At 72.5% G+C, this 22,515-nt stretch carries 23 protein-coding genes; 4 read left to right on the plus strand and 19 right to left on the minus strand.

Going from position 1 to position 22,515, the window contains the following annotated elements:
* Positions 1 to 43: 43 nt before the first annotated feature.
* The 4 genes from AB5J73_RS47350 to tpx all read right to left on the minus strand — a co-directional run bounded on the left by AB5J73_RS47350 (position 44) and on the right by tpx (position 2,802).
* A complete protein-coding gene (locus AB5J73_RS47350; RefSeq protein ID WP_370966656.1) occupies positions 44 to 1,069 on the minus strand; it encodes a methyltransferase in 1,026 nt (341 codons plus the stop codon).
* Between the two features lie 150 nt (positions 1,070 to 1,219).
* Positions 1,220 to 1,675: an SgcJ/EcaC family oxidoreductase gene (locus tag AB5J73_RS47355; protein WP_370966658.1), complete on the minus strand. Its 456-nt coding sequence runs from the start codon at positions 1,673 to 1,675 to the stop codon at positions 1,220 to 1,222.
* 23 nt (positions 1,676 to 1,698) lie between these two features.
* Positions 1,699 to 2,157 carry an SgcJ/EcaC family oxidoreductase gene (locus AB5J73_RS47360; protein ID WP_160697723.1) on the minus strand — a complete coding sequence of 153 codons (459 nt, stop codon included), beginning with the start codon at positions 2,155 to 2,157 and terminating at the stop codon, positions 1,699 to 1,701.
* A 105-nt stretch (positions 2,158 to 2,262) separates the two neighbouring features.
* The gene (gene tpx / locus AB5J73_RS47365; protein ID WP_370966661.1) at positions 2,263 to 2,802 is read right to left on the minus strand and encodes a thiol peroxidase; all 540 of its coding nucleotides are present in this window, start codon (positions 2,800 to 2,802) and stop codon (positions 2,263 to 2,265) included.
* 237 nt (positions 2,803 to 3,039) lie between these two features.
* Here tpx and AB5J73_RS47370 point away from each other — a divergent pair, with 237 nt between their 5' ends.
* The 3 genes from AB5J73_RS47370 (at position 3,040) to AB5J73_RS47380 (ending at position 5,752) form a co-directional block, all read left to right on the plus strand.
* The gene (locus AB5J73_RS47370; protein WP_370966663.1) at positions 3,040 to 3,702 is read left to right on the plus strand and encodes a DUF899 domain-containing protein; all 663 of its coding nucleotides are present in this window, start codon (positions 3,040 to 3,042) and stop codon (positions 3,700 to 3,702) included.
* Positions 3,703 to 3,780: 78 nt separating this feature from the next.
* On the plus strand, positions 3,781 to 4,575 hold the full coding sequence (locus tag AB5J73_RS47375; RefSeq protein WP_370966665.1) for an SAM-dependent methyltransferase: 795 nt from the start codon (positions 3,781 to 3,783) through the stop codon (positions 4,573 to 4,575).
* A 58-nt stretch (positions 4,576 to 4,633) separates the two neighbouring features.
* Positions 4,634 to 5,752 (plus strand): epoxide hydrolase family protein, encoded by a 1,119-nt coding sequence (locus AB5J73_RS47380; protein WP_370966667.1) that lies wholly within the window; start codon positions 4,634 to 4,636, stop codon positions 5,750 to 5,752.
* 56 nt (positions 5,753 to 5,808) lie between these two features.
* Here AB5J73_RS47380 and AB5J73_RS47385 read toward each other — a convergent pair whose 3' ends face one another.
* The 6 genes from AB5J73_RS47385 to AB5J73_RS47410 all read right to left on the minus strand — a co-directional run bounded on the left by AB5J73_RS47385 (position 5,809) and on the right by AB5J73_RS47410 (position 9,504).
* The gene (locus AB5J73_RS47385) at positions 5,809 to 6,357 is read right to left on the minus strand and encodes a carboxymuconolactone decarboxylase family protein (protein WP_370966669.1); all 549 of its coding nucleotides are present in this window, start codon (positions 6,355 to 6,357) and stop codon (positions 5,809 to 5,811) included.
* Positions 6,329 to 6,781, minus strand: coding sequence for a DUF6187 family protein (locus AB5J73_RS47390; protein ID WP_370966671.1), 453 nt, complete (start codon positions 6,779 to 6,781; stop codon positions 6,329 to 6,331). Before AB5J73_RS47390 ends, AB5J73_RS47385 begins: the two co-directional genes overlap by 29 nt.
* 11 nt (positions 6,782 to 6,792) lie before the next feature.
* Positions 6,793 to 8,130 carry a hypothetical protein gene (locus AB5J73_RS47395; protein ID WP_370966673.1) on the minus strand — a complete coding sequence of 446 codons (1,338 nt, stop codon included), beginning with the start codon at positions 8,128 to 8,130 and terminating at the stop codon, positions 6,793 to 6,795.
* A gap of 34 nt (positions 8,131 to 8,164) precedes the next feature.
* On the minus strand, positions 8,165 to 8,641 hold the full coding sequence (locus AB5J73_RS47400) for a DUF6423 family protein (protein WP_086857195.1): 477 nt from the start codon (positions 8,639 to 8,641) through the stop codon (positions 8,165 to 8,167).
* Between the two features lie 254 nt (positions 8,642 to 8,895).
* Positions 8,896 to 9,207 (minus strand): DUF6235 family protein, encoded by a 312-nt coding sequence (locus AB5J73_RS47405; protein ID WP_370966675.1) that lies wholly within the window; start codon positions 9,205 to 9,207, stop codon positions 8,896 to 8,898.
* A 159-nt stretch (positions 9,208 to 9,366) separates the two neighbouring features.
* Positions 9,367 to 9,504, minus strand: coding sequence for a hypothetical protein (locus AB5J73_RS47410; RefSeq protein WP_370966677.1), 138 nt, complete (start codon positions 9,502 to 9,504; stop codon positions 9,367 to 9,369).
* A 170-nt stretch (positions 9,505 to 9,674) separates the two neighbouring features.
* Here AB5J73_RS47410 and AB5J73_RS47415 point away from each other — a divergent pair, with 170 nt between their 5' ends.
* Positions 9,675 to 9,923, plus strand: coding sequence for a hypothetical protein (locus tag AB5J73_RS47415; protein ID WP_370966679.1), 249 nt, complete (start codon positions 9,675 to 9,677; stop codon positions 9,921 to 9,923).
* An 83-nt stretch (positions 9,924 to 10,006) separates the two neighbouring features.
* Here the strand turns inward: AB5J73_RS47415 and AB5J73_RS47420 are convergent, their stop codons facing one another.
* From AB5J73_RS47420 to AB5J73_RS47460, 9 genes are all read right to left on the minus strand, one after another.
* Positions 10,007 to 10,201, minus strand: coding sequence for an acyl-CoA carboxylase subunit epsilon (locus tag AB5J73_RS47420; protein ID WP_370966681.1), 195 nt, complete (start codon positions 10,199 to 10,201; stop codon positions 10,007 to 10,009).
* A gap of 10 nt (positions 10,202 to 10,211) precedes the next feature.
* On the minus strand, positions 10,212 to 11,924 hold the full coding sequence (locus AB5J73_RS47425) for an acyl-CoA carboxylase subunit beta (RefSeq protein ID WP_370966683.1): 1,713 nt from the start codon (positions 11,922 to 11,924) through the stop codon (positions 10,212 to 10,214).
* Complete coding sequence (locus AB5J73_RS47430) at positions 11,921 to 12,100, minus strand: DUF6222 family protein (protein ID WP_370966685.1); 180 nt, start codon at positions 12,098 to 12,100, stop codon at positions 11,921 to 11,923. The genes AB5J73_RS47425 and AB5J73_RS47430 overlap by 4 nt, the downstream gene beginning before the upstream one ends.
* Positions 12,097 to 13,134, minus strand: a complete 1,038-nt coding sequence (locus AB5J73_RS47435) for an NAD-dependent epimerase/dehydratase family protein (protein WP_370966687.1) — start codon at positions 13,132 to 13,134, stop codon at positions 12,097 to 12,099. The genes AB5J73_RS47430 and AB5J73_RS47435 overlap by 4 nt, the downstream gene beginning before the upstream one ends.
* A 13-nt stretch (positions 13,135 to 13,147) precedes the next feature.
* The gene (locus AB5J73_RS47440) at positions 13,148 to 13,723 is read right to left on the minus strand and encodes a flavin reductase family protein (protein WP_370966689.1); all 576 of its coding nucleotides are present in this window, start codon (positions 13,721 to 13,723) and stop codon (positions 13,148 to 13,150) included.
* A gap of 1 nt (position 13,724) precedes the next feature.
* On the minus strand, positions 13,725 to 14,177 hold the full coding sequence (locus AB5J73_RS47445; RefSeq protein ID WP_247020264.1) for a thioesterase family protein: 453 nt from the start codon (positions 14,175 to 14,177) through the stop codon (positions 13,725 to 13,727).
* Positions 14,178 to 14,179: 2 nt separating this feature from the next.
* On the minus strand, positions 14,180 to 20,005 hold the full coding sequence (locus tag AB5J73_RS47450) for an SDR family NAD(P)-dependent oxidoreductase (RefSeq protein WP_370966691.1): 5,826 nt from the start codon (positions 20,003 to 20,005) through the stop codon (positions 14,180 to 14,182).
* 247 nt (positions 20,006 to 20,252) lie between these two features.
* Positions 20,253 to 21,047: a TIGR03084 family metal-binding protein gene (locus AB5J73_RS47455; RefSeq protein WP_370966693.1), complete on the minus strand. Its 795-nt coding sequence runs from the start codon at positions 21,045 to 21,047 to the stop codon at positions 20,253 to 20,255.
* A 195-nt stretch (positions 21,048 to 21,242) separates the two neighbouring features.
* Positions 21,243 to 22,304: a carboxymuconolactone decarboxylase family protein gene (locus tag AB5J73_RS47460; protein WP_370966695.1), complete on the minus strand. Its 1,062-nt coding sequence runs from the start codon at positions 22,302 to 22,304 to the stop codon at positions 21,243 to 21,245.
* Positions 22,305 to 22,515 lie beyond the last annotated feature (211 nt).

Below are 22,515 nucleotides of genomic sequence, written 5' to 3' on the forward strand. Positions count from 1 at the left end.
AGGAAAGTCCCCTTCAGCGCGTCACATGCGCCTGACGTCCCCTTCAGCGAGCCACGGCCTCCACGACCGAGACCGCGAACCCGGTGTCGAGGACCCGGGTCAGCTCCAGCTCGGCCTTCGCGAACAGCGCCCGGAACTCCTCCTCGGTGCGCTCCCGGCCGGGCAGGATCGACATGACCATGATGTCGAAGAGCTTGCCGAGGTGCGGTTCGTTGCGCGGCGGGATCACCGTGTCCAGCACCACGATCCGGCCGCCCGGCCGCATCGCGCGGCGGCAGTTGCGCAGGATCCGCACGCACTGCTCGTCGTTCCAGTCGTGGATGATGTGCTTGAGCAGGTACACGTCGGCCGGCGGGCACTCCTCGAAGAAGTCGCCGGTGACGAGCTCCCAGCGGTCGTCGTCGCCGAGCTCGCCGAGGCGGTGACCGGACACGACGTGGTCGCCGAGGTCCATCAGGAGGCCGTACAGGCTGTCGTCCGCGCGCAGCGCTTCGAGCAGCAGCCCGCCGTACCCGCCGCCGACGTCGACGACGATCGCGCCCGCCGGGAACGTCAGGTTGCGGATGATGGAAGCGTTTTCGGAGTCCGACTTCGACTGCATGCCCGAGTAGAACGTCTCGGGCGACTCGACGTCGCGGAAGTAGTCGAAGAACGTCGTGCCGAAGACCTTGTCGAAGGACGCGTCGCCGTGCTCGACGCTGTGGGCCAGCTCGCCGTGCGAGTTCCAGAACGTCTTGTCGGTGAACGTCAGCACCGCGGACCGCAGCGAGCCCGGCACGTCCGAACGCAGCAGCTCGGCCTCGGGCGTCAGCTCGAACCGCCCCTGGTCGTCCTCGTGGAACACCCCGCGCATGGCGAGCGCCCGCAGGACGCGGTTCAGGTTGTCCGCGTGGGCCCCGGTGGCCTGCGCCAGCTCGACGACCGTCTTCGGGCCGTCGGCCAGGTGGTCGGCGACGCCCACGGCGGCCGCGGCGCGCAACGCCGCGGAGTAGACGTAGCCCAGCGTCTCCTCGAACAAGCGGATCCCGGCCTGTTCGGTCTCGGAGAGTCTTGCGGGTTTGCTGTCCACGGGATCACCTTCCGCTCGTCGCCTGTGGCTCCCCATCGTGGCGGCGCGCCGCGACCGGCGTCGACTCCTCCCGTGCGCGACCACAGTGGACGGTCCACGCGCGAAGGCCACCCCGAGGGCGTCGGGGTGGCCTTCGCACCGGGGGCGGGCTCAGCCGCGGATCGGGCTGGTCTGGTGGGAGACGAGCTTGTAGTCGCCACCCTCCTTGCGCACGACCCAGGTGGCCCGGTTCTCGTTCTCCGGCGCGATCTCGGTCTCGCCCTCGTTGATGAAGCCGCCCTTGGTGATGGCGAGCGCGACGCCGTCGGCCAGGAACTTGACCTGCACCGGCTCGTCGGCGACGCGGCTGCCGCGGTACGCGCCCGCGAACTGCTCGGTCAGGTAGGCGCGGATCGCCTCGCGGCCGCGCAGCTGCTCGTCGCCGATCAGCATGCTGCCGTCGACGGTGAACAGGTCGGCGAGCGCGTCGGCGTCACCGGCGTCCCAGGCGGCGCGCAGGCGCAGCGGAACGGTGAAGACCGCGCCCTCCTCGCCGTTCGGGAAGTCGCCGTAGTAGCCGGCCCACTGCTTGGCCTTGGCGACCAGGTCGGAAGCCTTGGAAGTCATCGGTTTCTCCTCGAAGATGGGGGTTACCAGCGGAGGGTGGCGCCTTCGCCGCGCGGGCTGTTCTGGTAGCCGGCCAGGTACCAGGTCCCGTCGCGCTTGACGGTGATCCAGGTCGAGCGGACGGCCAGCTCGGGCGCGATCTCGGTCTCGCCTTCGGCGAGGATGCCGCCGTGCGTGCGGATCAGCGCGACGTCGTCGGTGACGAAGCGCAGGTCGACCGGCTGCCCGGTGACGCCGCTGTTCTTGAACGGCCCGGCGTACGCGGCCTTCATGAAGATGCGGATCTCCTCGCGGCCTTCCTTGTACACGTCACCCGGCAGCAGCAGGAGGCCGTCCTCCAGGAAGACGTCGGCGACGCCGTCGGCGTCGTTCTTCGCCCACGCCGCGACCAGCCGCAGCGGAACCTGGAGCACCTCCTTCTCCTTGTCGCTGGTGAACTCTCCGTAGTACGCGTCCAAACGGGATTGTTCGGTGGTCGTCATTCCGGCCCCTTGTCGTCACGGATCTCTGCCGGGTTCGGCACAGCAAACCCCGGTTACCATGGTGGGCACCCGGTTCCGCACGGGCGCCTTCATTCGTGCTTCGCGTTACGCGGCCGCGCGGGCCGTCTCGGCGGCCTTGGCGGCGGCGAGGACGGCGTCGTAGTCCGGGTGCTCGCCGATTTCCGGGACGTATTCGGCGTGCACGACGGTGTCGTTCGCGTCGATCACGAAAACCGCGCGCGCGAGCAGCCGGAATTCCTTGATCACGACGCCGTACGCGGTGCCGAAGGAGAGGTCGCGGTGGTCGGAGCCGACCAGCGCACCCTCGATCCCGGCGGCCCCGCACCAGCGCGCCTGCGCGAAGGGCAGGTCGACGGAGACGGTGAGGACGGAGACGTCCCCGAGCCCGGCGACCTCTTCGTTGAACCGGCGGGTCTGCAGGTCGCAGACGGGCGTCTCGAGCGACGGCACGACCGAGACGATCCGCACCCGGCCGGCGAGCGAGGCGGACGCGACCGGGGACATGTCCGGCGCCACGACGGTGAAGTCCGGAGCCTGGTCGCCGACGCCGACGGCCGGCCCGAGCAGGGTCACCGGACGGCCGCGGAAGGTCGTGACGCCGGTGCGTTCGGGAATCGCGTTCATGGACTGGACCACTTTCGGCTGGGTACGGGTCGAGGCCCCAGTTTCCGGCTTCGCCGGCCCCCGCGCCTCTCCTCGACTGCCGGATTTCCCGACCGCCGCCGGAGGAAAAGCTTCAGTCTTTCACCCACACGATTGACCGGCGTCTTCTGCCGTGCGCTCCCTCCCGCGACCGGTGTTCCACCCCCTGCCCCGCTGCTACGGTCGATTTCCCCCGCCCCCGAAGGAAAGGACCCACCCATGAATCGCCCGCCCGTCGTCTCGGCGGAGGAATGGCAGGCCGAGCGCGACAAGCTCCTCGTCAAGGAAAAGGAGCTCACCCACGCGCTGGACGACCTCGCCGCGCAACGGCGGCGGCTGCCGATGGTGCGACTGAAGGACGGCTACGTCTTCACCGGCCCCGACGGCGAAACCGGTGACCTCGTTTCCCTCTTCGACGGCCACAACCAGCTGATCATCTACCACTACATGAAGCAGCCGGGCAGCGATCACCTCTGCGTCGGCTGCGCGTCGCTGACCGACAACCTCTCGCCGTGGGCGCACCTGGCTCCCCGCGGGGTGCGGCTGATCCTCGAGTCCGTGGCGCCGCAGGAAGAACTCGAACCGTTGCGGCAGCGGTTCGGCTGGCAGATCCCGTGGTACTCGAGCTACGGCAGCACGTTCAACGAAGACATGGGCACCGGCGGCGGCTTCGGCGTGAGCGTGCTGCTGCGCGACGGTGACGACGTCTTCCGCACCTGGTTCACCAACGGCCGCGGCACCGACCGGCTCCGGCTCGACTTCAACCTGCTCGATCTCACCCCCTACGGGCGCCAGGAGGTCTGGGAGGACTCGCCGGAGGGCTGGCCGCAGACCTCGACCATGGGGTGGCTGCGGCTGCGCGACGAGTACCCGCAGCACTGAACCAGCGCACGCACGAAGGCGACCGCGGTCCCGGCGCGGCTTAGGCTCGCGGCCGGGACCGACGTGCGGGAGGCCAAGATGCCGGGAGCAGAAGACGCCGTGGCGGCGGAGAAGCCGTCGCCGGCGCGGATGTACGACTACTTCCTCCACGGGGACAACAACTTCCCGGTCGACCGGGCGGCCGGGGACGCCGTCATCGACCAGGTCGGCGAAGTGCTCACCAAGGACGTCGTCTGGGAGAACCGCCGCTTCCTCGGCCGGGTGGTGCACCACCTCGCCGCCGAGCACGGGGTGCGGCAGTTCATCGACGTCGGGGCCGGGCTGCCCAGCATGGAGAACACGCACCAGATCGCCCGCCGGTCCATCCCGGACGCCCGGGTCGCCTACGTGGACCTCGACCCGGTCGTCGCCAGCCACGGGAAGACGCTGCTGACCGAGGACCAGCAGAAGATCACCCGGCTGCTGACCGCCGACCTGCGCCAGCCGTTGTCCATTGTGGACCATCCGGAGCTGACCGGGCTGATCGACTTCGCCGAGCCGGTCGCGCTGCTGTGCGTCGCGGTCTTCCACTTCGTCACCGACGAGGACGACCCGCACGGCATCATCCGCACCTTCCGGGAGCGGCTGGCGCCGGGGTCGTTCCTCGCGCTCTCGCACCTCAACGCCGACGAGTCACCCGAAGCCGAGCAGGACACCATGCGCGCGATCTACCGCAACGCGACGTCGCCGATGGTCTTCCGGACCCGCGCCGAGATCGAGGCGCTGTTCACCGGCTTCACCCTGCAGCCGCCCGGCCTGGTGCCGACCGGGCACTGGCGCCGCGAAGGCGACACCACCCGCCGGATGTACGGCGGCCTCGGCCGGCTGGGCTGACCACCGCGCTCGCGGCCGGGTCCGCGGCCGTGGTCATCACGAACGAAGGGCGAATCCCTTGCCGAAACCGGAACCGTTCCGCATCGCCGTGCCCGACGAGGACATCCAGGACCTCCGCGAGCGCCTCGCGCGCACGCGTCTCCCCGGCGACCTGGCCAACGACGGCTGGGAGTACGGGACCAACCAGGAGTACCTGGCCGGGCTGCTGGCCGACTGGCGGGACACCTACGACTGGCGCGCGCACGAGGCGGAGATGAACGCCCACGCGCACTACCGCGTCGAGCTGGACGGCCAGCCGGTGCACTACCTGCACGTCCCCGGCGAGGGGAAGGTGCCGCTGCTGCTGATCGGCGGCTGGCCGTGGACGTTCTGGGACTTCAAGGATGTGCTGCCGCACCTGGCCGGCCACGAGGTCGTGGTGGCGGACCTGCCGGGCTACGGCTTTTCGACGCCGCTCGCCCGGCCGGGCATCGGGTACGCCGAAACCGCCGGCATGTTCCACCGGCTGATGACCGAGGTGCTGGGCCACGAGCGCTACGGCATCTACGGCTCAGACTGGGGCTCGATCATCGGCCAGCACCTGGCCCACCACCACCCGGAAGCGGTCGCCGGGCTGCACACGACGATGCCGTTCAGCCTCGAAGGCCCGATCCCCGAGGAGCTCTGGGCCGACGACGAGAAGGTGCGGCGCGCGGCGAACACGGCGTGGGCGCGGTACAGCAACGGCTACTTCGTGCTGCACACGACCCGGCCGCAGAGCATCGCCTACATCGGCGACTCGCCGGCGGCGACCGCGGCGTGGCTGGTGGAGAAGCTGCACGACTGGACCGACCACGACGGCGACTTCGAGACCGGCTACCCGCGCGACCGCGTCCTCACGACGCTTTCGCTGTTCTGGTTCACGAACTCGATGGGCAGCACCGCGCGGCTGTACGCGGAGAGCTTCCAGAAGCCGTGGACGCCGAAGAGCGACGCGCAGCCGCTGTTCAACGTGCCGACGGCGGTTGCGGCCTACCCGCGCGAACCCGCGGCGGTGCCCCGGAAGTGGGTGGAGAGCCGGTTCGACCTGCGCCGCTACACGGTGATGGAGCGCGGCGGGCACTACCCGGCCGTCGAGTCACCGGAGACCCTGGGCCGCGACATCGCCGGGTTCTTCGCGGACCTCGCCCAGTCCTGACCGCAGGTGGTCGTGAGTGTTCAGGGCGGTTCTAACCGCCCTGAACACTCACGACGTCAGGCCTCCGGGAGCAGCTGGGCGAGACCGCCGTAGCCGCTGTGCTTCAGGCGCTCGCCCGAGAGCTTCTTGTAGGCGTCGTCGGCCTGGATGCCGAGGCCGTCGACCATCCGGTTCATGAAGTTGAACAGCGCGCAGACCAGCACGGCGTCGTGCAGCGCCCGCTCGTCCCAGCCCGCCGCGAACACCGCTTCGGCGTCGGCTCCGGTCATCCGGGACGGCGTCCGCGTCAGCTTGCCGACGTAGGCGAGGACCGGCTTCAGCCGCTCGTCGATCGGCGCGGAGTCCAGGTCGTCGAGCGCCGCGCCCAGCAGGCCCGCCTCGACGCCGAAGGCCTCGGCGGTCACGGTGTGGATGCCGTGGCAGTACCCGCAGTCGTTGACGCCGGAGACGTAGGCGGCGATCAGCTCCCGCTCCCCCGGCGTGAACGGCGAATCGCCGCGCAGCAGCTCCTCGTGGAAAGCCAGCAGGTGCCGGGCCGGGCCGGGGTTGGCTTGGAAGACCTGCAGCAGCGTGGTCTCAGCCGGCAGGGACTTCAAGTACGACATCGGTGTCCTTTCGATCCGCGATCCGGTCGACGTCGGCGCGGCGGAGCACGCACGCCGTCAGGTAGGCCAGCGACGCGGCACCCGCACCGGGCACGGCCGCGGCGACCCGGGCCGACGCCCGGTCCCACTCCCGCCGGAGCGAGCCCGGCGTGGACGTCGACGGCGGGTCGCCCAGCGCCGAGCGCAGGCCACGCCAGTGCTGTTTGCCCGTTTCCAGCAGCCCGGGCAGGCCGGCGTCGGGGACGCCGTGCCGGGCCTGGTCGACCACCTGCGTCACCAGCGCCGGGTCGTCCGCCAGCCGGGCGAGGCCGAGCCCGGCGAGCAGCCGGTCCCCCTCCAGGCCGAGCAGGATCACCCCGACCTCGGTGGCGGCGGGGTCGTCGACCGCGGGCAGGGCGAACCGGGTGTCTTCGCCGGCGTCCATCACGTTCCTCCTCAGACCCCGACCGCGGTCTTCGCCGCCGGCGCCGGGGCCGGGAGCTCGCCGCCGCGCAGGACCTGGGCGATCGCCGCGGCGGCGCGGGTCGTCGCGACGCGGTGGCCATCGATGTTGCGGGCCGCCGGGCCGAGGACCATCGCGGCCGCGGCGCCGACCACCGACACCCGCGGTGCGCGGACGTGGGCCAGGGTCCGCTCGTCCAGCTCCGGCCAGCCGTCGCGGACGGCGAGCGCCTCGTCGGGCAGCAGGCCTTCGCCGATCGACGGGGTGGTGCCCAGCGCGAGCTGGACGTGGTCGGCGGCGATCCGCCCGCCACCGGCCAGGCGCACCACGGTCGTCCCGCCGACGCCGGGACCGATGCTCTTGACCTCGGCGCCGCGGTGCACGACCAGCCGTCCCTCGGCCTCCGCGCGTTCGAGCAGGGGCCGGAACTCGAACATGATCGACGCCCGGCGGAACCGGCCCATCAGCTCGAGCCGCTCGGACCAGCCGACGCGGTTGAAGCGCAAGCGGCCTTCGGGGCGGAAGAACGAGGAGTTCACGTCGGCGCACTGGTAGCGCTCGCCGGTTTCCCGCACGACCCAGTGCACTTCGCGGCCTTCGCCGAGCGCGCCGGCGATCAGGTGGGCCGCGGTGAGCCCGGCGCCGACCACCGCGACGCACCGCCCGCCGACCGGCACCGATTCGTCCCAATAGGACACTCCGGCCGGCGCGGCGCCGCCGCCCCACCACGAATCCGGCGCTTCCCGGCGTTCCTCGCCGAGGCACAGCACGACGTGCCGGGCGGTGACCGAGAACCGGTCGGCCCGCACGGTGACCGCGTCGCCTTCGGGCACGACCTCGCGGACGCGCGCCTGCCACGTCTTGCGGCCGATGTGGTGGCTGGCGATCAGGTGGTCGCAGTAGGCGTCGAAGACGTCCACCGGGACCACCGACCGGTGGCCCGACTGCGACATCCGGATCTCGCGCCGCTCGGTGCGGGTCAGGCGTCCCCAGTGCAGGCGCGCGAAGTCCAGGAGCTCGCAGTCCCGGTAGCCCTCGACGCCGGGGTGGTGCTCGTACGGCGACCGCAGGACGCGCTGGCCCAGCCGGTCGATCCGGCCGAAGAACCGGCCGCACGGGCGGCCGGTCCGGTCGGCGATGACGACGTCGCGGACGCCGTGGTGCCACAGCGCGGAAGCCACCGCGACACCGGCCGGGCCGGCCCCGACGACCACGACGTCCGCCGACGAGGCGGGCACCGTGCCGCGAACCGGGGCGGGCACCGGGGGCCGGGGCCAGTCCCGGCCCCGGGGCGAGTCCAGCAGGTGCGGCTCGGGCACGAACGAGATCATGTGCTCCCCAGCTCGATCGGGACCCGGCGGGTCGTCAGATGACGGTGACCGGGACGATCAGCTCGATCACGGGCCGCTGGTTCATGCCGTGCGCGACCAGCTCGTCGAGCGTCTGCTGCGACTGCTCGGCGCTGTCGGTGGGGATGGGGCTGTACCGGGAGTAGAAGTACGCCGGCTTGCGCCCGCCCGTCTCCATCGAATACGCCTTGAGCACGGTCTCGCCCGGGCGCACCTCGCCGTCGTAGAACGTGAGGCGGCGCTGGTCCGGCGTCATGAAGCTCTTCGTGAACTGCGGCGACATCAGCAGGTCGTCGTCGAGGAACGTGGAGTCCTCGTCCAGCACGGCCTGCATGGCGACCCAGGTCTGGTCGGTCAGGTTGGTTTCGGCCTTGATCACGTGCCAGCGGCCCGGCTCGGGCAGGTTGACGCTGACCGAGACGTCGTGGTCGGTCGTGTCGACGGCGCCCGTGATCATGAGAACCCGGCGGCCGAGATCGGCAGTCCCGGTCATCTGGATGTCCCGTGCCCGGACCCGGCTGGAAACGTCAAGTCCCGGCAGTTCAGGTGACGACATTGTGCTGCCTCCTCGTTATTCGCCCCAAAATAACGTTCTGACCAGCGAACATATGAAGAGTTTCATACCGGGAGGGCCATAGTCAAGGTGTGAAACACATGCCGGGAGCAGGCGTTGTTGGGCCACCTACGCGGCGCGGTACCACCGCTCGCCGACGCGCATTGCGCCGTTCGGACCAGGATCTCCGCCGGTTACTCCGGGTTGGCCGGGCTCGACTGGGCCGGCGCGACGTCGGCGTCGTCCTCGAGCGCTCCGACGTAGCGGATTTCGAAGGACGATTCTGCGCGCTGAACCATGATTTTGAGGGCGAGATTCGCTTTCACGACCACGACGAAATTGCGCGGGTTTTCCGCGTCGCCGAAAATGTCGTAAACGAGGAACGCCGAACCGTCGCCGACCGCGAACAGCGCTTCGTAGAGCGCGTTGCGCTGGGCCTGGGTCGCGGATTCAGCCCACGCCTCGAGGATCTCGAAGCCAGCGGTGAGCTGGAGGCGCACTGCCATTCGCCGGCCTCCCTACCGAACGTCCGCCGGTGCGCCCGGCCCACGCAGACGTGCATCGCGGACAGGCCACTGGCTCGCCCCGCCGGGAACCCCGTGACGCCCCGGCCGACCTCCAGTTTCCCGTGGCGGCCGGGACGTGGTCATCTTCGAAAGTGCGAGTCAGTTGTAGCCGAGCACGATGTGCCCGCGCTCGTCCGCCTCCGGCTCGGGGTCGGGCACGGCGATCAGGTGCCGCTCGGCCCGCTCGGCCGGCTCGGCGGACGGCTGGGGTTCGGCCGGAACCGCTGCTGCTGTCATGGCTTTCTCCTTTCCGGTGGGACGCCCCAACGATGCGCCCGGCCGGTCGCGGATCGGATGTGCGCTGATCACGTCCGGGTGGATGCGCACCGCACGAGTGGCGGCCGGGATCGGGCGGGGAGTGCACTGGGGTGACGAAGATTTCACCTGACCGTCGAGCGAGGTGCCTCATGACCGATCACGAGACCCACCGGGGTGCCGCCGAGCGCCAGCGCACCTGCGCGGCTTGCGGAGGCGCGTTCGTCCCCGGCGAGCACACCGAGGTCGAGGTCCTCCTCGACGGGATGGTGCGGTACGTGGCGGTGCACCCGGGACACAGCACGTACTCCCCGGCCAAGGAGGACGCGGCGGCGGCTCGGCTGCGGGAGTTCGCGAAGGCCCGTCAGGCCGAGGACGAGCGCGGCAGCCGGGCGGCCTGACCCGGACACGCTGAAGGGGACTTTCCTCGCATCGGATGCGAGGAAAGTCCCCTTCAGCTCACCAGGTGCGGTGAACGTCCCCTTCAGCGCGGCAGGCCGGACAGCCGCCAGGCGCCCGGGCGGCGGACGAGCGGCTCCCCCGCGCCCCGGGCCCGCCAGCCGGCCACCGCTTCGCCGGCCGGCTCCGGCCGGGAACCGGCCGCCAGCACCGTCAGCGCCGTCACCAGCGCCGCCAGTTCCGCGTCGTCCGGGGTTCCCCGGACCACCCGCAGCGTCATCGAAGCCCCCTCAGATCGGCAGGTTCCCGTGCTTGCGGGACGGGCCCGGCTTCCGCTTGTCCCGCAGCATGGCCAGCCCACGCGCCAGCGCGGCGCGGGTTTCGGCCGGGTCGATGATGTCGTCGACCAGGCCCCGCTCGGCCGCGTACTGCGGGTTCAGGTACTCCTCCGTGTACTCCGCGACCAGCTTCGCCCGCAACGCGGCGGGATCCTCCGCCGCGGCCAGCTCGCGGCGGTGCAGGACGTTCACCGCGCCCTCCGCGCCCATCACCGCGATCTGGTTGGTCGGCCAGGCCAGCGACAGGTCGCAGCCGATCGACCGCGAGTCCATCACGATGTACGCGCCGCCGTAGGCCTTCCGCAGGATCACCTGGACCCGCGGGACCGTCGCTTCGCAGTAGGCGTGCAGCAGCTGCGCGCCCTGGCGGATGATCCCGCTCCGCTCCTGTTCGACGCCCGGCAGGAAGCCCGGGACGTCGACCAGGCTCACCAGCGGGATGCCGAACGCGTCGCAGAACCGCACGAACCGCGCCGCCTTCTGGGACGCCGGACCGTCCAGGACGCCGGCGAACACCACCGGCTGGTTGCCGACCAGGCCGACCACGCGGCCGTCGAGGCGGGCCAGCGCGCACAGCACGTTGCGGGCCCAGCCCTCGTGCAGCTCGAAGAACTCGCCGTCGTCGGCGATCTCCGCGAAGACGTCGCGCATGTCGTAGGGCTGGTTCGGCTCGACCGGCACCAGCTCCGCCAGCCGGGGCCGGTAGTCGTCCTTCGCGCTGGACGAGCTCGCGTCCGGCGGCGGGTCCAGGTAGTTGGACGGCAGCAGGGAGACCAGGTAGCGGACGTCGGCGAGGCAGCTCTCCTCGTCGTCGTGCACGACCGTCGCCACCCCCGAATGGCTGCCGTGGACGTCGGCGCCGCCGAGCTCCTCGTGGGTCACGCGGCGGCCGGTGACCGCCTCGACGACGTCCGGGCCGGTCAGGTACATCCGCGCCGTGTCGCGCACCATGAACGTGAAGTCCGCCAACGCCGGCGAGTACGCCGCGCCGCCCGCGCACGGGCCCAGGATCACGCTGATCTGCGGGATCACCCCCGACGCCTCGACCTGGCGGCGGAAGATGCCGCCGTAGCCGTTGAGCGCGAGCACGCCCTCCTGGATCCGGGCGCCGCCGCTGTCGTTGAGCCCGATCACCGGGGCGCCGTTGGCCACCGCGAGGTCGAGCACCTTGTGGATCTTGGCCGCGTGCGCCTCGCCGAGCGAGCCGCCGAACAGCGTGAAGTCCTGGGCGTAGACGAAGACGCGGCGCCCGTCGATGGTGCCGGACCCCGCGACGACGCCGTCGGTGTACGGGCGGTTGCCCGCCAGGCCCGGCCCGCTCGCCTGGTGGCGCCGGTAGGGCTCGATCTCGGTGAACGAGTCCTCGTCGAGCAGCAGGGCCAGGCGTTCGCGCGCGGTGAGCTTGCCGAGCGAGTGCTGGCGCCGCACCGCGTCGAGCTTGCCTTCGTGGATGTGCGCGCGGAGCTCGTCGCGGCGCCGCCGCAGCAGCGGCATGTCCGCGGGCTCCGCGCGCACCTGGTCGGCCGCCCTGGCCAGCTCGATGACCTGGGCGTCGCCGGGCTCCCCCGGCCGCGCGAGCCGGCGGCGGCCGTGCCGGGTCCCCTCCGGGACCGGCACCACCTCCGCGTCGGCCCGCTGGGCCCCGGACTCGTGGCCTCCGCTCACGCGGCATCCCTCATCCGTAGCTGCTGGTCGTGCTCGATCTCGGCGACGATGTCGGACCACACGATGCCGCGGCCGAGGCGGGGCATCGGGCGGACCGGCCACTCGGCGGGCACGTCCGGCGCCACGGGCGGGGCCGCGGCCGACCGGGCGGCTTCGGTGGCATCGCTGGCGGTCATGGCAGAACCTCCTCGGTCGGGGCGCCGGCACCGGCGTCCGAATTGGGCAGAACTCCCGGGGTGCCCGCCTGCCGGCCGGTCAGCCGTCCGGTGGCGTGCAGCCAGGCCACCGTGTCGCGCACGGTCTCGGGCACCGGCCGCGCGGGAACGTCCCCGCGCGGCGCGCCCGCGTCGACGGGCACGGCGGTGGCGCAGACGTAGAGCGCGCCGTACTGCGCCGGGATGTGCCACGGCCAGGCGCGCTGCAGCAGGTCGGCGGCCCGGCCGACGGGGAACATCGCGCGGGCCGGCAGGAACAGCGCGGGCAGCCGCCGCCCGGTCGCGGCCCGGACCGCGGCGAGGTACTCGCGGGTGCTCAGGAAGTGCCCCGGCCCGAAGTACGCGGGCCCCGGCGCCGGCGCGTCGAACAGCCGCGCGTGCAGCTCCGCCGAGTCGCGGACGTCGCCGATCGGCAGCCCGCCCGACGGCCACATCGGCATCAGCCCGCGCAGCAGGTCCCGCAGCCGCGCGTTCTGGTCGCCCAGGTGCGGGTCGTCCGGGCCGAGCAGCGCGGGCGGGTAGGTGGTGGTGACCGGCGCGCCGGCTTCCCGGTGGCGGCGGGCGATCCGGTCGGCTTCGGCCTTGGCCGCGAGGTAGGCCTCCCGCGGCGCGCCGGCCGGGCTCGCCGGCCCGATCGCCGGCTCGCCGGTCGGGTACAGCGCCCCGACGGTGGAGACGTGCACGATCCGCCCGGTGCCCGCGCGGCGGGCGGCGTCGAGCACGGTCGACGTGCCCTCGACGTTCACCCGCCACACCTCGGCCCGGCGCCGGCTGTCGAAGGTGTACACGCCCGCCGCGTGCAGCAGGGCGTCCGCTCCCTCGAGGAGCCGGGCCGCCGCGGCGGGATCGGTGACGTCCCCAGCCACGACGTCCACAGTGGACGGTGCGCGATCGGGATCACGGGCGAGCAGCCGCACCCGGTGACCCCGCCGCAGCAGCGCCGCGACCGTGTGGGTCCCGAGGAAGCCGGTCCCGCCCGTGACCGCGATCAGCATGTCTTCCGCCCCTTCAAGCCGCGCGAGCGCGCCCGTCGATCTGGTGGTAGCCGCCGCCGTAGAAGACCAGCGCGTGCTCGCCCTCGCCGCGGCTGGTTTCGACCACCCGGCCGAGGAAGATCGAGTGGTCACCGCCCTCGACGACCTGGGCGAGCTCGCACTCCAGCCACGCCAGCGCGCCCTTGAGCAGCGGCGAGCCGGTCTTGCCGCCTGCCGTGTAGCCGACCGCTTCGAACTGGGCGATCCCGTCGGGACGGCGCCAGTCGGCGAAGTACTTCGACAGCTCCTGCTGGTCGGCCGAAAGGATGTTCACCCCGAACGAGCCGGCGGTGACGATCGCGGCGTGCATCCGGGCCGCCTTGGAGACGCAGCACAGCACCATCGGCGGTTCCAGCGACACGGACGAAAACGCGTTGGCGGTCATGCCGTGCGCGTCCTCCCCGCCCGCCGTCAGCACCGTCACCCCGGTCGCGAACTGCGCCATCACCTGGCGCAGCCCCGGCTGGGCCGACAGCCCGCGGCGGGCGGGCGAAGTCCGCAGCCGCTTGAGGACGTGAGCCCTCTCGGAAGGCTCTGCTTCGTAGCCCACGTCAGACTCCCTTGCCGTTGACCGCGGCCGTCGAGTAGGGCACCAGCGCCTCTCGCAGCTGCTCGGGGACCCGCGACGGCACGGTCGCCGTGTTGGGCCCGCGCATGCAGGCGATGCGCTGCCGTCCCCGGGCCACCAGCCGCTCCTCGCCGTCCTCGGTGAGGTGGACGTAGTCGAACGCGAACTGGATCTGCGTCGAGGTGAGCTCCTCCAGCCGCAGCCGGATGGACAGCTCGTCGAACGCGGTGATCTCGGCGAAGAACTCGCACTCCACCTTGAGGGTGAACAGCTTGAGGTCGTGGCGGACCTCTTCGAGCACCGCCGGCGCCTTCTCCTTTAGGAACATCTCGCGGCACCGGCCCTGCCAGCGCACGTAGTTCACGTAGTAGACGTTGCCCACCAGGTTGGTCTCTTCGAAGCCGACCGTGTGGCGGATCTCGTAGTAGTCGGTCATCTTCAGTTCCCCTCTGCGTGGAGCACGGCGAACACGATCGGGTCGGTCCGGTCGTTGACGGTGGTCGACCAGGTGGCGATCCGGGCGCTGCCGGAGGCGAGCAGCGCCCACCCGTCGGCGTCGACCTGGCGGACGGTCAGCGCCTGGGTCATCAGCCCGGTCTTGCGCACGCACTCCAGCGCGCTCCAGACCCGGGTGTTCGCCACGCTGATCGGTTCCCCGGTGTCCGCGGCGAGCAGCCGGCCGAGGCCGAGCAGCTCCTCGCCGAGCAGGCCGGCCCAGTCCTCTTCGGTGCGTTCGATCGCCGTCTCGATGTCGCAGGCGACCTGGTCGGCGCCGGCGACCACGAGGGTCAGCTGCGAGGTGTGCGAAGCGCCGACGTTGCCGCCGTCGAACTCCGGCTTGCCGTCGGGGCGGTAGCGGACCTCGACCGGCTTGTCGAGCGCGCGGCCCGCCGCGAGCGCGGTCTGCGCCCGCCGCTCGGCGATGCCCTCCGCCGGGCGCCCGGCCGGGTCCGGCTCGAGCACGACCGACCGCGTCCCGCCGAGCAGCCGCTCACAGGCACGCTCCACGTAGGACCCGAGCATCGACGGGACCCACGGGCCGGCGCCGTCGCGCTTGCGGACCGCGCGCAGCTTCAGCCCTTCCCAGCGCTCGACCAGCGTGCCGTCCGGGTTGCGGACGTCGAGGTCGTAGACGTAGCTGTCGCCGTCCTGGAAGCGTTCCTTCGCGTCCAGCAGGACGTACTCGTCGTGCTGGGCACCCGGCTCGGCCAGGTACAGCTTCTCGATGCCCTGCGGCAGCAGCGTCGCGTCCGGGACGCAGCACTGGATCGCGTGCATCATCGCGTCCCGCGTGCCGGGGTCGGCCAGCAGCCGCTCCTGCGGGAGGAACGGGGCGAACCAGTAGTGGTCCGCGCTGGTCGCGATCTCGGCGACCGCGTGCCGGGCGCTCGCCCGCTGGTAGCCCAGCACCCGCTGGAACCGCTTGCCCTGGAACAGGACCGAGCCGTAGAGCTCGCTGATCGGCTCCACCGGGACCGGCGGCAGCGCGACGTCGCGGGGCACCTGCTCGCCCAGTTCCGCCGGCCGCGCGAAGCTCAGCCGCGCCCGGAAGTGGTCGGCGCTGAAGCCGGTCTCGTCACTGCGGATGACGACGTCGACGGTGTCCGCGTCGCGGGCCAGCGTGGCCAGCCGGACCGTGGTCGACCCGCCGGGCGAGACGATGATCGGGCGGAGGAACTCGACGTCGGAGAGCACCGGGGTGCCGGTGCGGTCGAGCGTCGCCGCCGCGGCCTGCGTCATGGCCTCCATGCCGAGCACCGCCGGGAACAGCAGCTGCCCGTCGAGCAGGTGGTCGGTCAGGTACGGGTCGGCCCCGTCGGACAGGTCCGCTTCGGTGATCAGCTCGACGCCCGGGTAGTGCACGATCGCGCGGTCGACGAACCGGGTCAGCGGCAGCTCCCGCTTCTGGATCGGCAGCGTGGCCAGGCCCGACGTGCGGCCGCAGACCACCAGCACCGGTGGCGCGGCCGGGTCGGCCAGCACCTGGCGGAGGATGGTGATGCCCTCCTCGGTCGGGATCGGCGTGATGCCGTCGCGCATCAGGGCGCTGACGACGCCGAGCTTCTCGCCCATGCCGGTGCCCGACCAGACCGACCACTCCAGCGCGATCGCCCGCGCCTTCGGGTGCTCCTGGCCGAAGCGCAGGGTCAGCTCGGTCATCCAGTCGTTCGCCGTGGCGTAGTGCGCTTCACCGCGCAGGCCCGCCCGGCCGATGATGCTGCCGAAGGTGACCAGCAGCTTGATCTTGTCCTGGTCGACCGCGTTCAGCACCGCGTTGAGCCCGCCGATCTTCGGGGCGAGGGTCTTGCGGAAGCTGTCTTCCGTGAGGGAGAACAGGGCGGCCGGCTCGTTGCGGCCGGCGCCGTGCAGGACCGCGGTGACCGGGCCGAGGTCGGCCTCGATCCGCGCGACCACCTCGGCCACCTGCGGGGCGCTGGTGACGTCGGCACGCTCGTAGCGGTAGCGGATGCCCGCCGCCTCCATGCGGTCGAGGTTCTCCGCCAGCTCGCTGTCGGACTCGGGGTCGCTGCGCCCGAGCAGGGCCAGCCGCGCTCCGGAGTCCTTGGCCAGCGCGAGCGCGCTCTCCGCGGTGATGCCCTTGCCGCCACCGGTGACGAGCAGGACGTCGGTGGCGTCCAGCGAGTCCTGGATCGGTCCGGGCTTCGGCGCGGCCAGCGCGGACAGCCGCGGCACGGTGCGCCCGCCGTCGGCGCCGTAGCGCGCTTCGGTGAAGTCCGTCGTCCCGGCGACCTCGGCCACCACCGTGGTCACGGCCGACGCGATCGCGTCCTCACCCGACGGCGCCGGGTCCGCGAAGTCGATGATCGTCGTCTTCGCCGAGGGGTCCTCGAGCCGCAGGGTCCGGGCCAGGCCGGCCGCGCCGTAGCCGTGGTGCACGACCACGAAGCGCGTGCCGTTGGGGGCGGCCATGACCGCGCGGCCGGCGTCGAGGAACAGGCCGACGTGGCTCGAGTCGCAGTCCGCCGGCAGGCAGAGCAGGACGCCGTCGCCGACGCCCGCCTTCGCCAGCGCCGCCTTCACCGGCTCGGCCAGCGGGTGGCGCGGGGTCGCGAAGACCTGCCACTCGGCCTGCCCGGCGCCCGGCGTGAGGTCCGCCTTCGGCCGCGCCGCGGGCACGTACTCGACCGCGAACGGCCGGACCCACGGGCCGACACCGGGAGCCTCGCCGGCGCCCTGATCGGTCGGCTTGGCCGTCTGCGCCAGCTCGTCGATCATCTCGGCGAGCTCACCGAGGCAGACCGTCGCGAAGTTCGGCATGCCTTCCAGCGCGGGGCGGCCGAGCGCCCGGGTGACGTCGTTGACCAGCTGCCCGACCGTGATCGACGACAGGTGCAGGTCGTCGAGCGGGTGGGTGTCGGCGGTGACGGCTTCCAGCGGCAGCTCGACGCGCTCGGCGGCGAGCTTGCGCAGCAGGTCCAGCGTCGAGCCGGACTCGCTGTCGGCGGTGCCGGCGTCGGCCTCGGCGGCCTGCGCCTTCTCCGCGGCCAGCTCGGCGGCCAGCTCGCTGTCGATCGACGGCGCCGCCTCGCACGGGCTGGCCAGGAAGTTGAACACCCCGTCGGCGGGCAGGGCGCGCACGACGCGGCCCTCGAACAGCGCGTCCACCGCCAGGTCGGCGCCGAGCGCGAACGCCGCGCCGACGACCCGCAGCAGGGCCTGCAGCGACGCGTTGTCCGTGTCGATCGCGAGCACCGGGGTCTCCGGCGCGATCTCTTCGAACAGCCCGGTCAGCACCCGGCCCGGCCCGACCTCGACCACCAGGTCGCTGCGCTCGGCCACCTTGGCGGCGGCTTCGCGGAAGCGAACCGGCAGCACGATCTGGTCGCGCAGCAGCTCCGAGAGGTTCTCCGCCGCGTGCAGGACGTCGCCGCTCACGGTGGAGACGACCGGCCGCTCGAGGCGGGAGAAGGAGAACTCGCCCAGCTTCTCGGTCATCGCGTTCGCGGCGGGTTCGACCGCCGGCGAGTGGAAGGCGTGCGAGACCTTGATCCGGGTCGCGCCGACCCCCTGGGCCTTGGCCCGGGCGACGATCTTGTCGATCGCCGGGGCGGGCCCGGAGATGACGGTCTGCTCCGGCGCGTTGTAGCCGGCGATGACGACGTCGTCGCCCAGGCCGAGCTCCTCGACCCGGCCGGGGGACGCGGCGATGCCGGCCATCGCGCCGGTGCCGTCACCGGTCGTCGTGGCCATCACCTTGCCGCGGACCTTCGCCAGCGCCAGCAGCCCGCGCTCGTCGAGCGCGCCGCCCCAGTGCAGGGCGGTCAGCTCGCCGAGGCTGTGGCCGGTGGCCGTCGACGCCTCGATGCCGAACGAGCGCAGCACCCGCAGCGCGGCCAGCGAACCGGTGACGATCCGGGGCTGCGCCACCTCGGTGGCGACCTGGTCGCCGGTGGCCGGCAGCCCGGCGGCTCGGTAGATCTCCTCGGCCGAGCTGAACCGGCGGCGCAGCGCGCTGTCGCCGCCGCGCCCGGAACCCTGGCCGGGGAACAGGTAGCCGATCTTCGGCGCGGTGCCGCGGCTGCTCGCGAAGATGCCGTCGGCGCTGTCGAAGACGGAGTCGCCCGAGTCGAGCTGCTCCAGCAGCTTGGTCAGCTTCCGCTCGGCGTGCTCCGGGTTGGCCGCGACGACCGCGGCGCGCACCGGCTTGCCCGAGGCCGCCTTCGCCAGCGAGGCGGCGAGGTCGGTCAGCTCGGCGAACGACAGCTTCGGCACGGTTTCCAGCACCGCGGCGACGTTCCCGCGCAGGGTCGCCAGGTCGTCGGCGTCGAACAGCAGCAGTTCGGCGTCCTGGCGGCCGGCGACCAGCGTGCGGGCCCGCTCGTCGAGTTCGCGCCGCCGCGGCGCGGTCGGCGCCTCGGTGACGGTGATGTGGGAGTTGATCCCGCCGAAGCCCATCGCGGAAACACCCGCGCGGACCGGCTGGTCCTCCGGCCACAGCGTCGCGTCACGCGGGACGTACATCCGCGCCGAGGAGCCCGTGAGCGACTCGTGCGGGTCGTGGTGCCCGGTGGCCGGCGGGATGACCTGGTGGTACACCGCCAGCGTCGCCTTGATCAGGCCGGCGACACCGGCCGCGGCCTTGGTGTGCCCGATGTTGCCCTTGATGGTCGACAGCGCGGCCTGCTTGGCCAGCGGGTCGGCGTCGCGGCGGGCGGTCGAGAGCGCCTCGATCTCGGTGGCGTCGCCCAGCGCGGTGCCGGTGCCGTGGCCCTCGAAGTAGGAAACGGTTTCGACGCCGTAGCCCGCGCGGTCGTAGGCGCGCTTGATGGCCAGCCGGTGCCCGGCGGCCTCGGGCCGGGTGATGCCGCCCTTGCCGTCGGAGGAGACGCCCCAGCCGCCGATCGACGCGTAGATCCGCTTGCCCTGCTCCAGCGCGTCGCTCTCGCGCATCAGGACGAGCATGCCCGAGCCCTCGCCGGGCCAGAAGCCGTTGGAGTCCGCGTCGTAGACCTTCATCTCGCGCTTGGCCAGCGCGCCGGTCTTGGCGAAGCCGATGACCTCGAACGGGTCGATCGACAGGTCGACACCGCCGGCGATGGCGAGGTCCAGGTCGCCCTGGACGAGCGCGTTGGCCGCGGTGACCACCGAAAGCAGCGAAGACGAGCAAGCGCCGTCGACGGTGTACCCGCCGCCGGCGAAGTCGAAGTGGTTGCAGACGCGGCCGGCGATGGTGTTCGCCAGGCCACCGGCGAGGGTGTCCTCGTTGATCTCGGGGAACGGCTCCTTGTACTGGATCTCCAGTTCCCGCAGGAAGCTCGCGGTGTCTTCGTCCTCCCAGCCGCGGGAGCTCAGCGCCGCCGCGACCGTGCGGCGCACGTACGGCCAGCGCAGCCGCATGATGTTGGCGCGGGAAAACTCGCCGGTGAGGCTGTTGCCGATGACGACGCCGGTGCTCTGCTTCGGGGCGCCGTCGCCTTCACCGAACCCGGCGTCGGCGAGCGCCTGCGCGGCGACGTCGAGGGCGAGCCAGTGCGTCGTGTCGGTCGCCCGGAAGGTGCTGCCGGCGACCTTGTGCGCCACCCGGTCGAATTCGTAGTCCCGCAGCACGGCCGCCTTCTGCGCGTAGAAGCGGTCCGGCGCCTTCGGGTCGGGCGAGTAGTAGTCCGCCCGGTTCATCCGCTCGTCCGGCAGCCTGCGGAACGCCCGGCGCCCGGCCAGCACGTTTTCCCAGAGCTCCTCCGGAGAACTCGCGTCGGGGTACCGGAGACCGATACCGACGATCGAAATCCGCTCTACGCTCATGCCACCGCACTCCCACTGGCTCTCGAGCCCCGTATCACCGGGACCATCAGGTCCCCGCTGTCCTCCGGTGCGGGGCTCGCGCCCCGCCCCCGGTCTGTCTCCTCGGGCGGCGCCGCCGCCGGTGCCCGTCCGCCGGGCCGTGAAGTCCAGCATCTCCCGGCCGGTGCGGACCGTCTTCTCTCTCCCTGCCCGTGGCGTGCACGTCAGCACGCTGGGACAAGGGACCCACACCGTCTACAATGGATTGTCAGGAGCCGAACTGGCCGGGCTTGCGGCCCTGGCCCGCCGGTCCGCGGTAAGCCTGGGCGATGTCGAGCCACTGGTCCGCCAGCGTGCCCTGCGCCCGCACGTCGAGGTCGTAGCGGTGCCGCCGCCGGGTGACCAGCAGGCAGAAGTCCGCCGCGCTGCCGGTGACCCGCTGGGTCGCGTCCTCGGGCCCGAACGCCCAGAGCGCGCCCGAGGGCGCGGTGAGCTCGAACCGGAACTCCTCCGCCGGCGGCTTCAGGTTCCGCGCCTCGTAACCGAAGTCCCGGACCCGCACCGCGAACCCGACCAGGTGCTTGATCCGGTCGGTCCGCTCGCGGCGCACGCCGAGCGCGTCGGCGATGTCCTGGCCGTGGCCGAACACCTCCATCATCCCGGCGCACGCCAGCACGTACGGCGGCAGCGGGTTCACCAGCCACGGCACCAGCTGGTCGCCGGGCACGGCCGCGAGGGCCTTGATGCCCGCGTCCCGCTCGGCGCGCCAGCGCGTCAGCAGCACCTCGGCCGGGTCGTGGACGTAGTCCTCCAGCGCGGCGTTCACCGCGGCCTCGAAGCCGCCCTTGAGCGACTTCGTCATGGCGACGAAGGCTTCCGGCTGCGCGGCCGAGAGGCCGGCGATGCGGAAGATGAAGGCGAGGTGCCCGATCTGGTGCCGGACCGGCCACCCCGGCGCGGGGGTGGGGGTGTCCCACTCCGCTTCGGAAAGGCCGGCGACGAGCGCGTCCACCTCGGCGGCCTCGGCGGTCAGGTCGGCGATCACGCCCGTGGTGTCAGTCACCTGTCAGTCCTCTCACCGATGCGACGTCTTCTCGTGAGCCGGCGGCCGCCGCGACGGGGGCGGGGGTAAGGGCGCCACCGCGCGGCGACCGCCGGTCCGGCAGATCGGCCGGCGCGCGGGGCGGCGACGCGGTCCCGGGGAATTCGTTGTGTCCCGGTGCTGCGCGCCCCGGCGGGCGATCTGACCTCCCGATCATCACCCGCGCCGACCTGCAGGGTCTTCTCTTGGCGGGCGGACCGCCAAGCGCTCACCGGCCGCCACGGCCGCCGTGAAAGCGGCCCACGACACCAGCTCCACCAGGCCCCGATCGGTCGCGCCGGCGGCGGCGACGTCGTCGGCCCCGACCTGGTACGCCGCCTTGGCGACGAGCAGGGCCAACCGCCCCGCGGCCCGTTCCGGCGCGGGCAGTTCGGCGAGCACCGGCTCGGCCCAGGCGCGGCTCAGCCCCGGCGGTTTCCCGTCCCAGGCCTTGACCTCCCGGCGGACGAGGTCCCGCACCCGGGTCGGCACCGACCGTTCCCCGGCGGCTGCCACCGCCGCCGAGGCGCGCGCGAAGGCGTCGGACAGCGTGTCCCCCGGCGCGGCCCAGTCCGGTCCGTCCCCGGCCGCGGCGGGCAGCAGTTCCAGCGCCCGCCCGGCGGCCGGCGGGTCACCCGGCTTGAGCAGGAACCCCAGCACCGCCTTGGCCTTCGCGCGCGCCTGCGGCGGAACGTTCTCCGGCAGCGGAGAGGGGCCGAGGAACACGCTCACCACCCGGTTGAGGTAGTGGAACGCGACGGCGACCGCGGTGAACTCCGCGGCGGTGCCGGCCGGGACGTCCGCGGGCAGCGCGCCCTCGCCCCGCGCCCACGCCGCCAGCGCCCGCGTGTCGCGGTCCTGGATGGCCCCGACGTCCCCGGCCTCGATGGCCGCGGCGGCCGCGGGATCGCCCAGCGACCCGAGCGCCATCCCGTGCACCTCGACGCAGTAGGGGCAGTCGTTGGCCGCGGAAACGGCGGCCGCGACGACCTCCTTGTCGGCGCGGCTCGCGGTCCCGCCGGCCACGAGCGACTCCCGCAGCACGACCCAGGCCGCGGCGAGCACCTCCGGCGAAGCCGAGTGCAGCGCCATCGGCGGCGCGAGCATCCCGAAGTCCCGCTCCACCTGCCGGTACACGTCCTTGACGAGACCCCGCGCCCGCCCGGGGCGCACGACCTCGACGTACTTCACGTCCCGCAGCGTCCGCCGCAGCGCGAGCCTGACCAGACCCGGAGCCATGGTTCCTCCTCCTGAAGCTGTTCTGCCGATCCGGCGCCCCGCGGGCCGCCGGCCTCGCTCACCATCGCCCGCCGCAAGCTGAAGGGGACGTTCAGCACATGTGCTGCGAGGAAAGTCCCCTTCAGCTCGCCGGATGCGGGCAACGTCCCCTTCAGCTCGCCGGACGGCTTCCGAAACGCCGAACTCGCGCACCCGGACGAGTACGCGAGTT

Origin of the sequence: Amycolatopsis sp. cg9 (assembly GCF_041346945.1) — a bacterium.
Classification (GTDB): Bacteria; Actinomycetota; Actinomycetes; order Mycobacteriales; family Pseudonocardiaceae; genus Amycolatopsis.

Coding starts and splice junctions, on each gene's coding strand:
- AB5J73_RS47355 (WP_370966658.1), bottom strand. CDS start 1,675: ATGACTTCCAAGGCTTCCGACCTGGTCGCCAAGGCCAAGCAGTGGGCC.
- AB5J73_RS47360 (WP_160697723.1), bottom strand. CDS start 2,157: ATGACGACCACCGAACAATCCCGTTTGGACGCGTACTACGGAGAGTTC.
- tpx (WP_370966661.1), bottom strand. CDS start 2,802: ATGAACGCGATTCCCGAACGCACCGGCGTCACGACCTTCCGCGGCCGT.
- AB5J73_RS47370 (WP_370966663.1), top strand. CDS start 3,040: ATGAATCGCCCGCCCGTCGTCTCGGCGGAGGAATGGCAGGCCGAGCGC.
- AB5J73_RS47375 (WP_370966665.1), top strand. CDS start 3,781: ATGCCGGGAGCAGAAGACGCCGTGGCGGCGGAGAAGCCGTCGCCGGCG.
- AB5J73_RS47385 (WP_370966669.1), bottom strand. CDS start 6,357: ATGTCGTACTTGAAGTCCCTGCCGGCTGAGACCACGCTGCTGCAGGTC.
- AB5J73_RS47390 (WP_370966671.1), bottom strand. CDS start 6,781: ATGGACGCCGGCGAAGACACCCGGTTCGCCCTGCCCGCGGTCGACGAC.
- AB5J73_RS47395 (WP_370966673.1), bottom strand. CDS start 8,130: ATGATCTCGTTCGTGCCCGAGCCGCACCTGCTGGACTCGCCCCGGGGC.
- AB5J73_RS47400 (WP_086857195.1), bottom strand. CDS start 8,641: ATGACCGGGACTGCCGATCTCGGCCGCCGGGTTCTCATGATCACGGGC.
- AB5J73_RS47405 (WP_370966675.1), bottom strand. CDS start 9,207: ATGGCAGTGCGCCTCCAGCTCACCGCTGGCTTCGAGATCCTCGAGGCG.
- AB5J73_RS47410 (WP_370966677.1), bottom strand. CDS start 9,504: ATGACAGCAGCAGCGGTTCCGGCCGAACCCCAGCCGTCCGCCGAGCCG.
- AB5J73_RS47415 (WP_370966679.1), top strand. CDS start 9,675: ATGACCGATCACGAGACCCACCGGGGTGCCGCCGAGCGCCAGCGCACC.
- AB5J73_RS47420 (WP_370966681.1), bottom strand. CDS start 10,201: ATGACGCTGCGGGTGGTCCGGGGAACCCCGGACGACGCGGAACTGGCG.
- AB5J73_RS47430 (WP_370966685.1), bottom strand. CDS start 12,100: ATGACCGCCAGCGATGCCACCGAAGCCGCCCGGTCGGCCGCGGCCCCG.
- AB5J73_RS47435 (WP_370966687.1), bottom strand. CDS start 13,134: ATGCTGATCGCGGTCACGGGCGGGACCGGCTTCCTCGGGACCCACACG.
- AB5J73_RS47445 (WP_247020264.1), bottom strand. CDS start 14,177: ATGACCGACTACTACGAGATCCGCCACACGGTCGGCTTCGAAGAGACC.
- AB5J73_RS47450 (WP_370966691.1), bottom strand. CDS start 20,005: ATGAGCGTAGAGCGGATTTCGATCGTCGGTATCGGTCTCCGGTACCCC.
- AB5J73_RS47460 (WP_370966695.1), bottom strand. CDS start 22,304: ATGGCTCCGGGTCTGGTCAGGCTCGCGCTGCGGCGGACGCTGCGGGAC.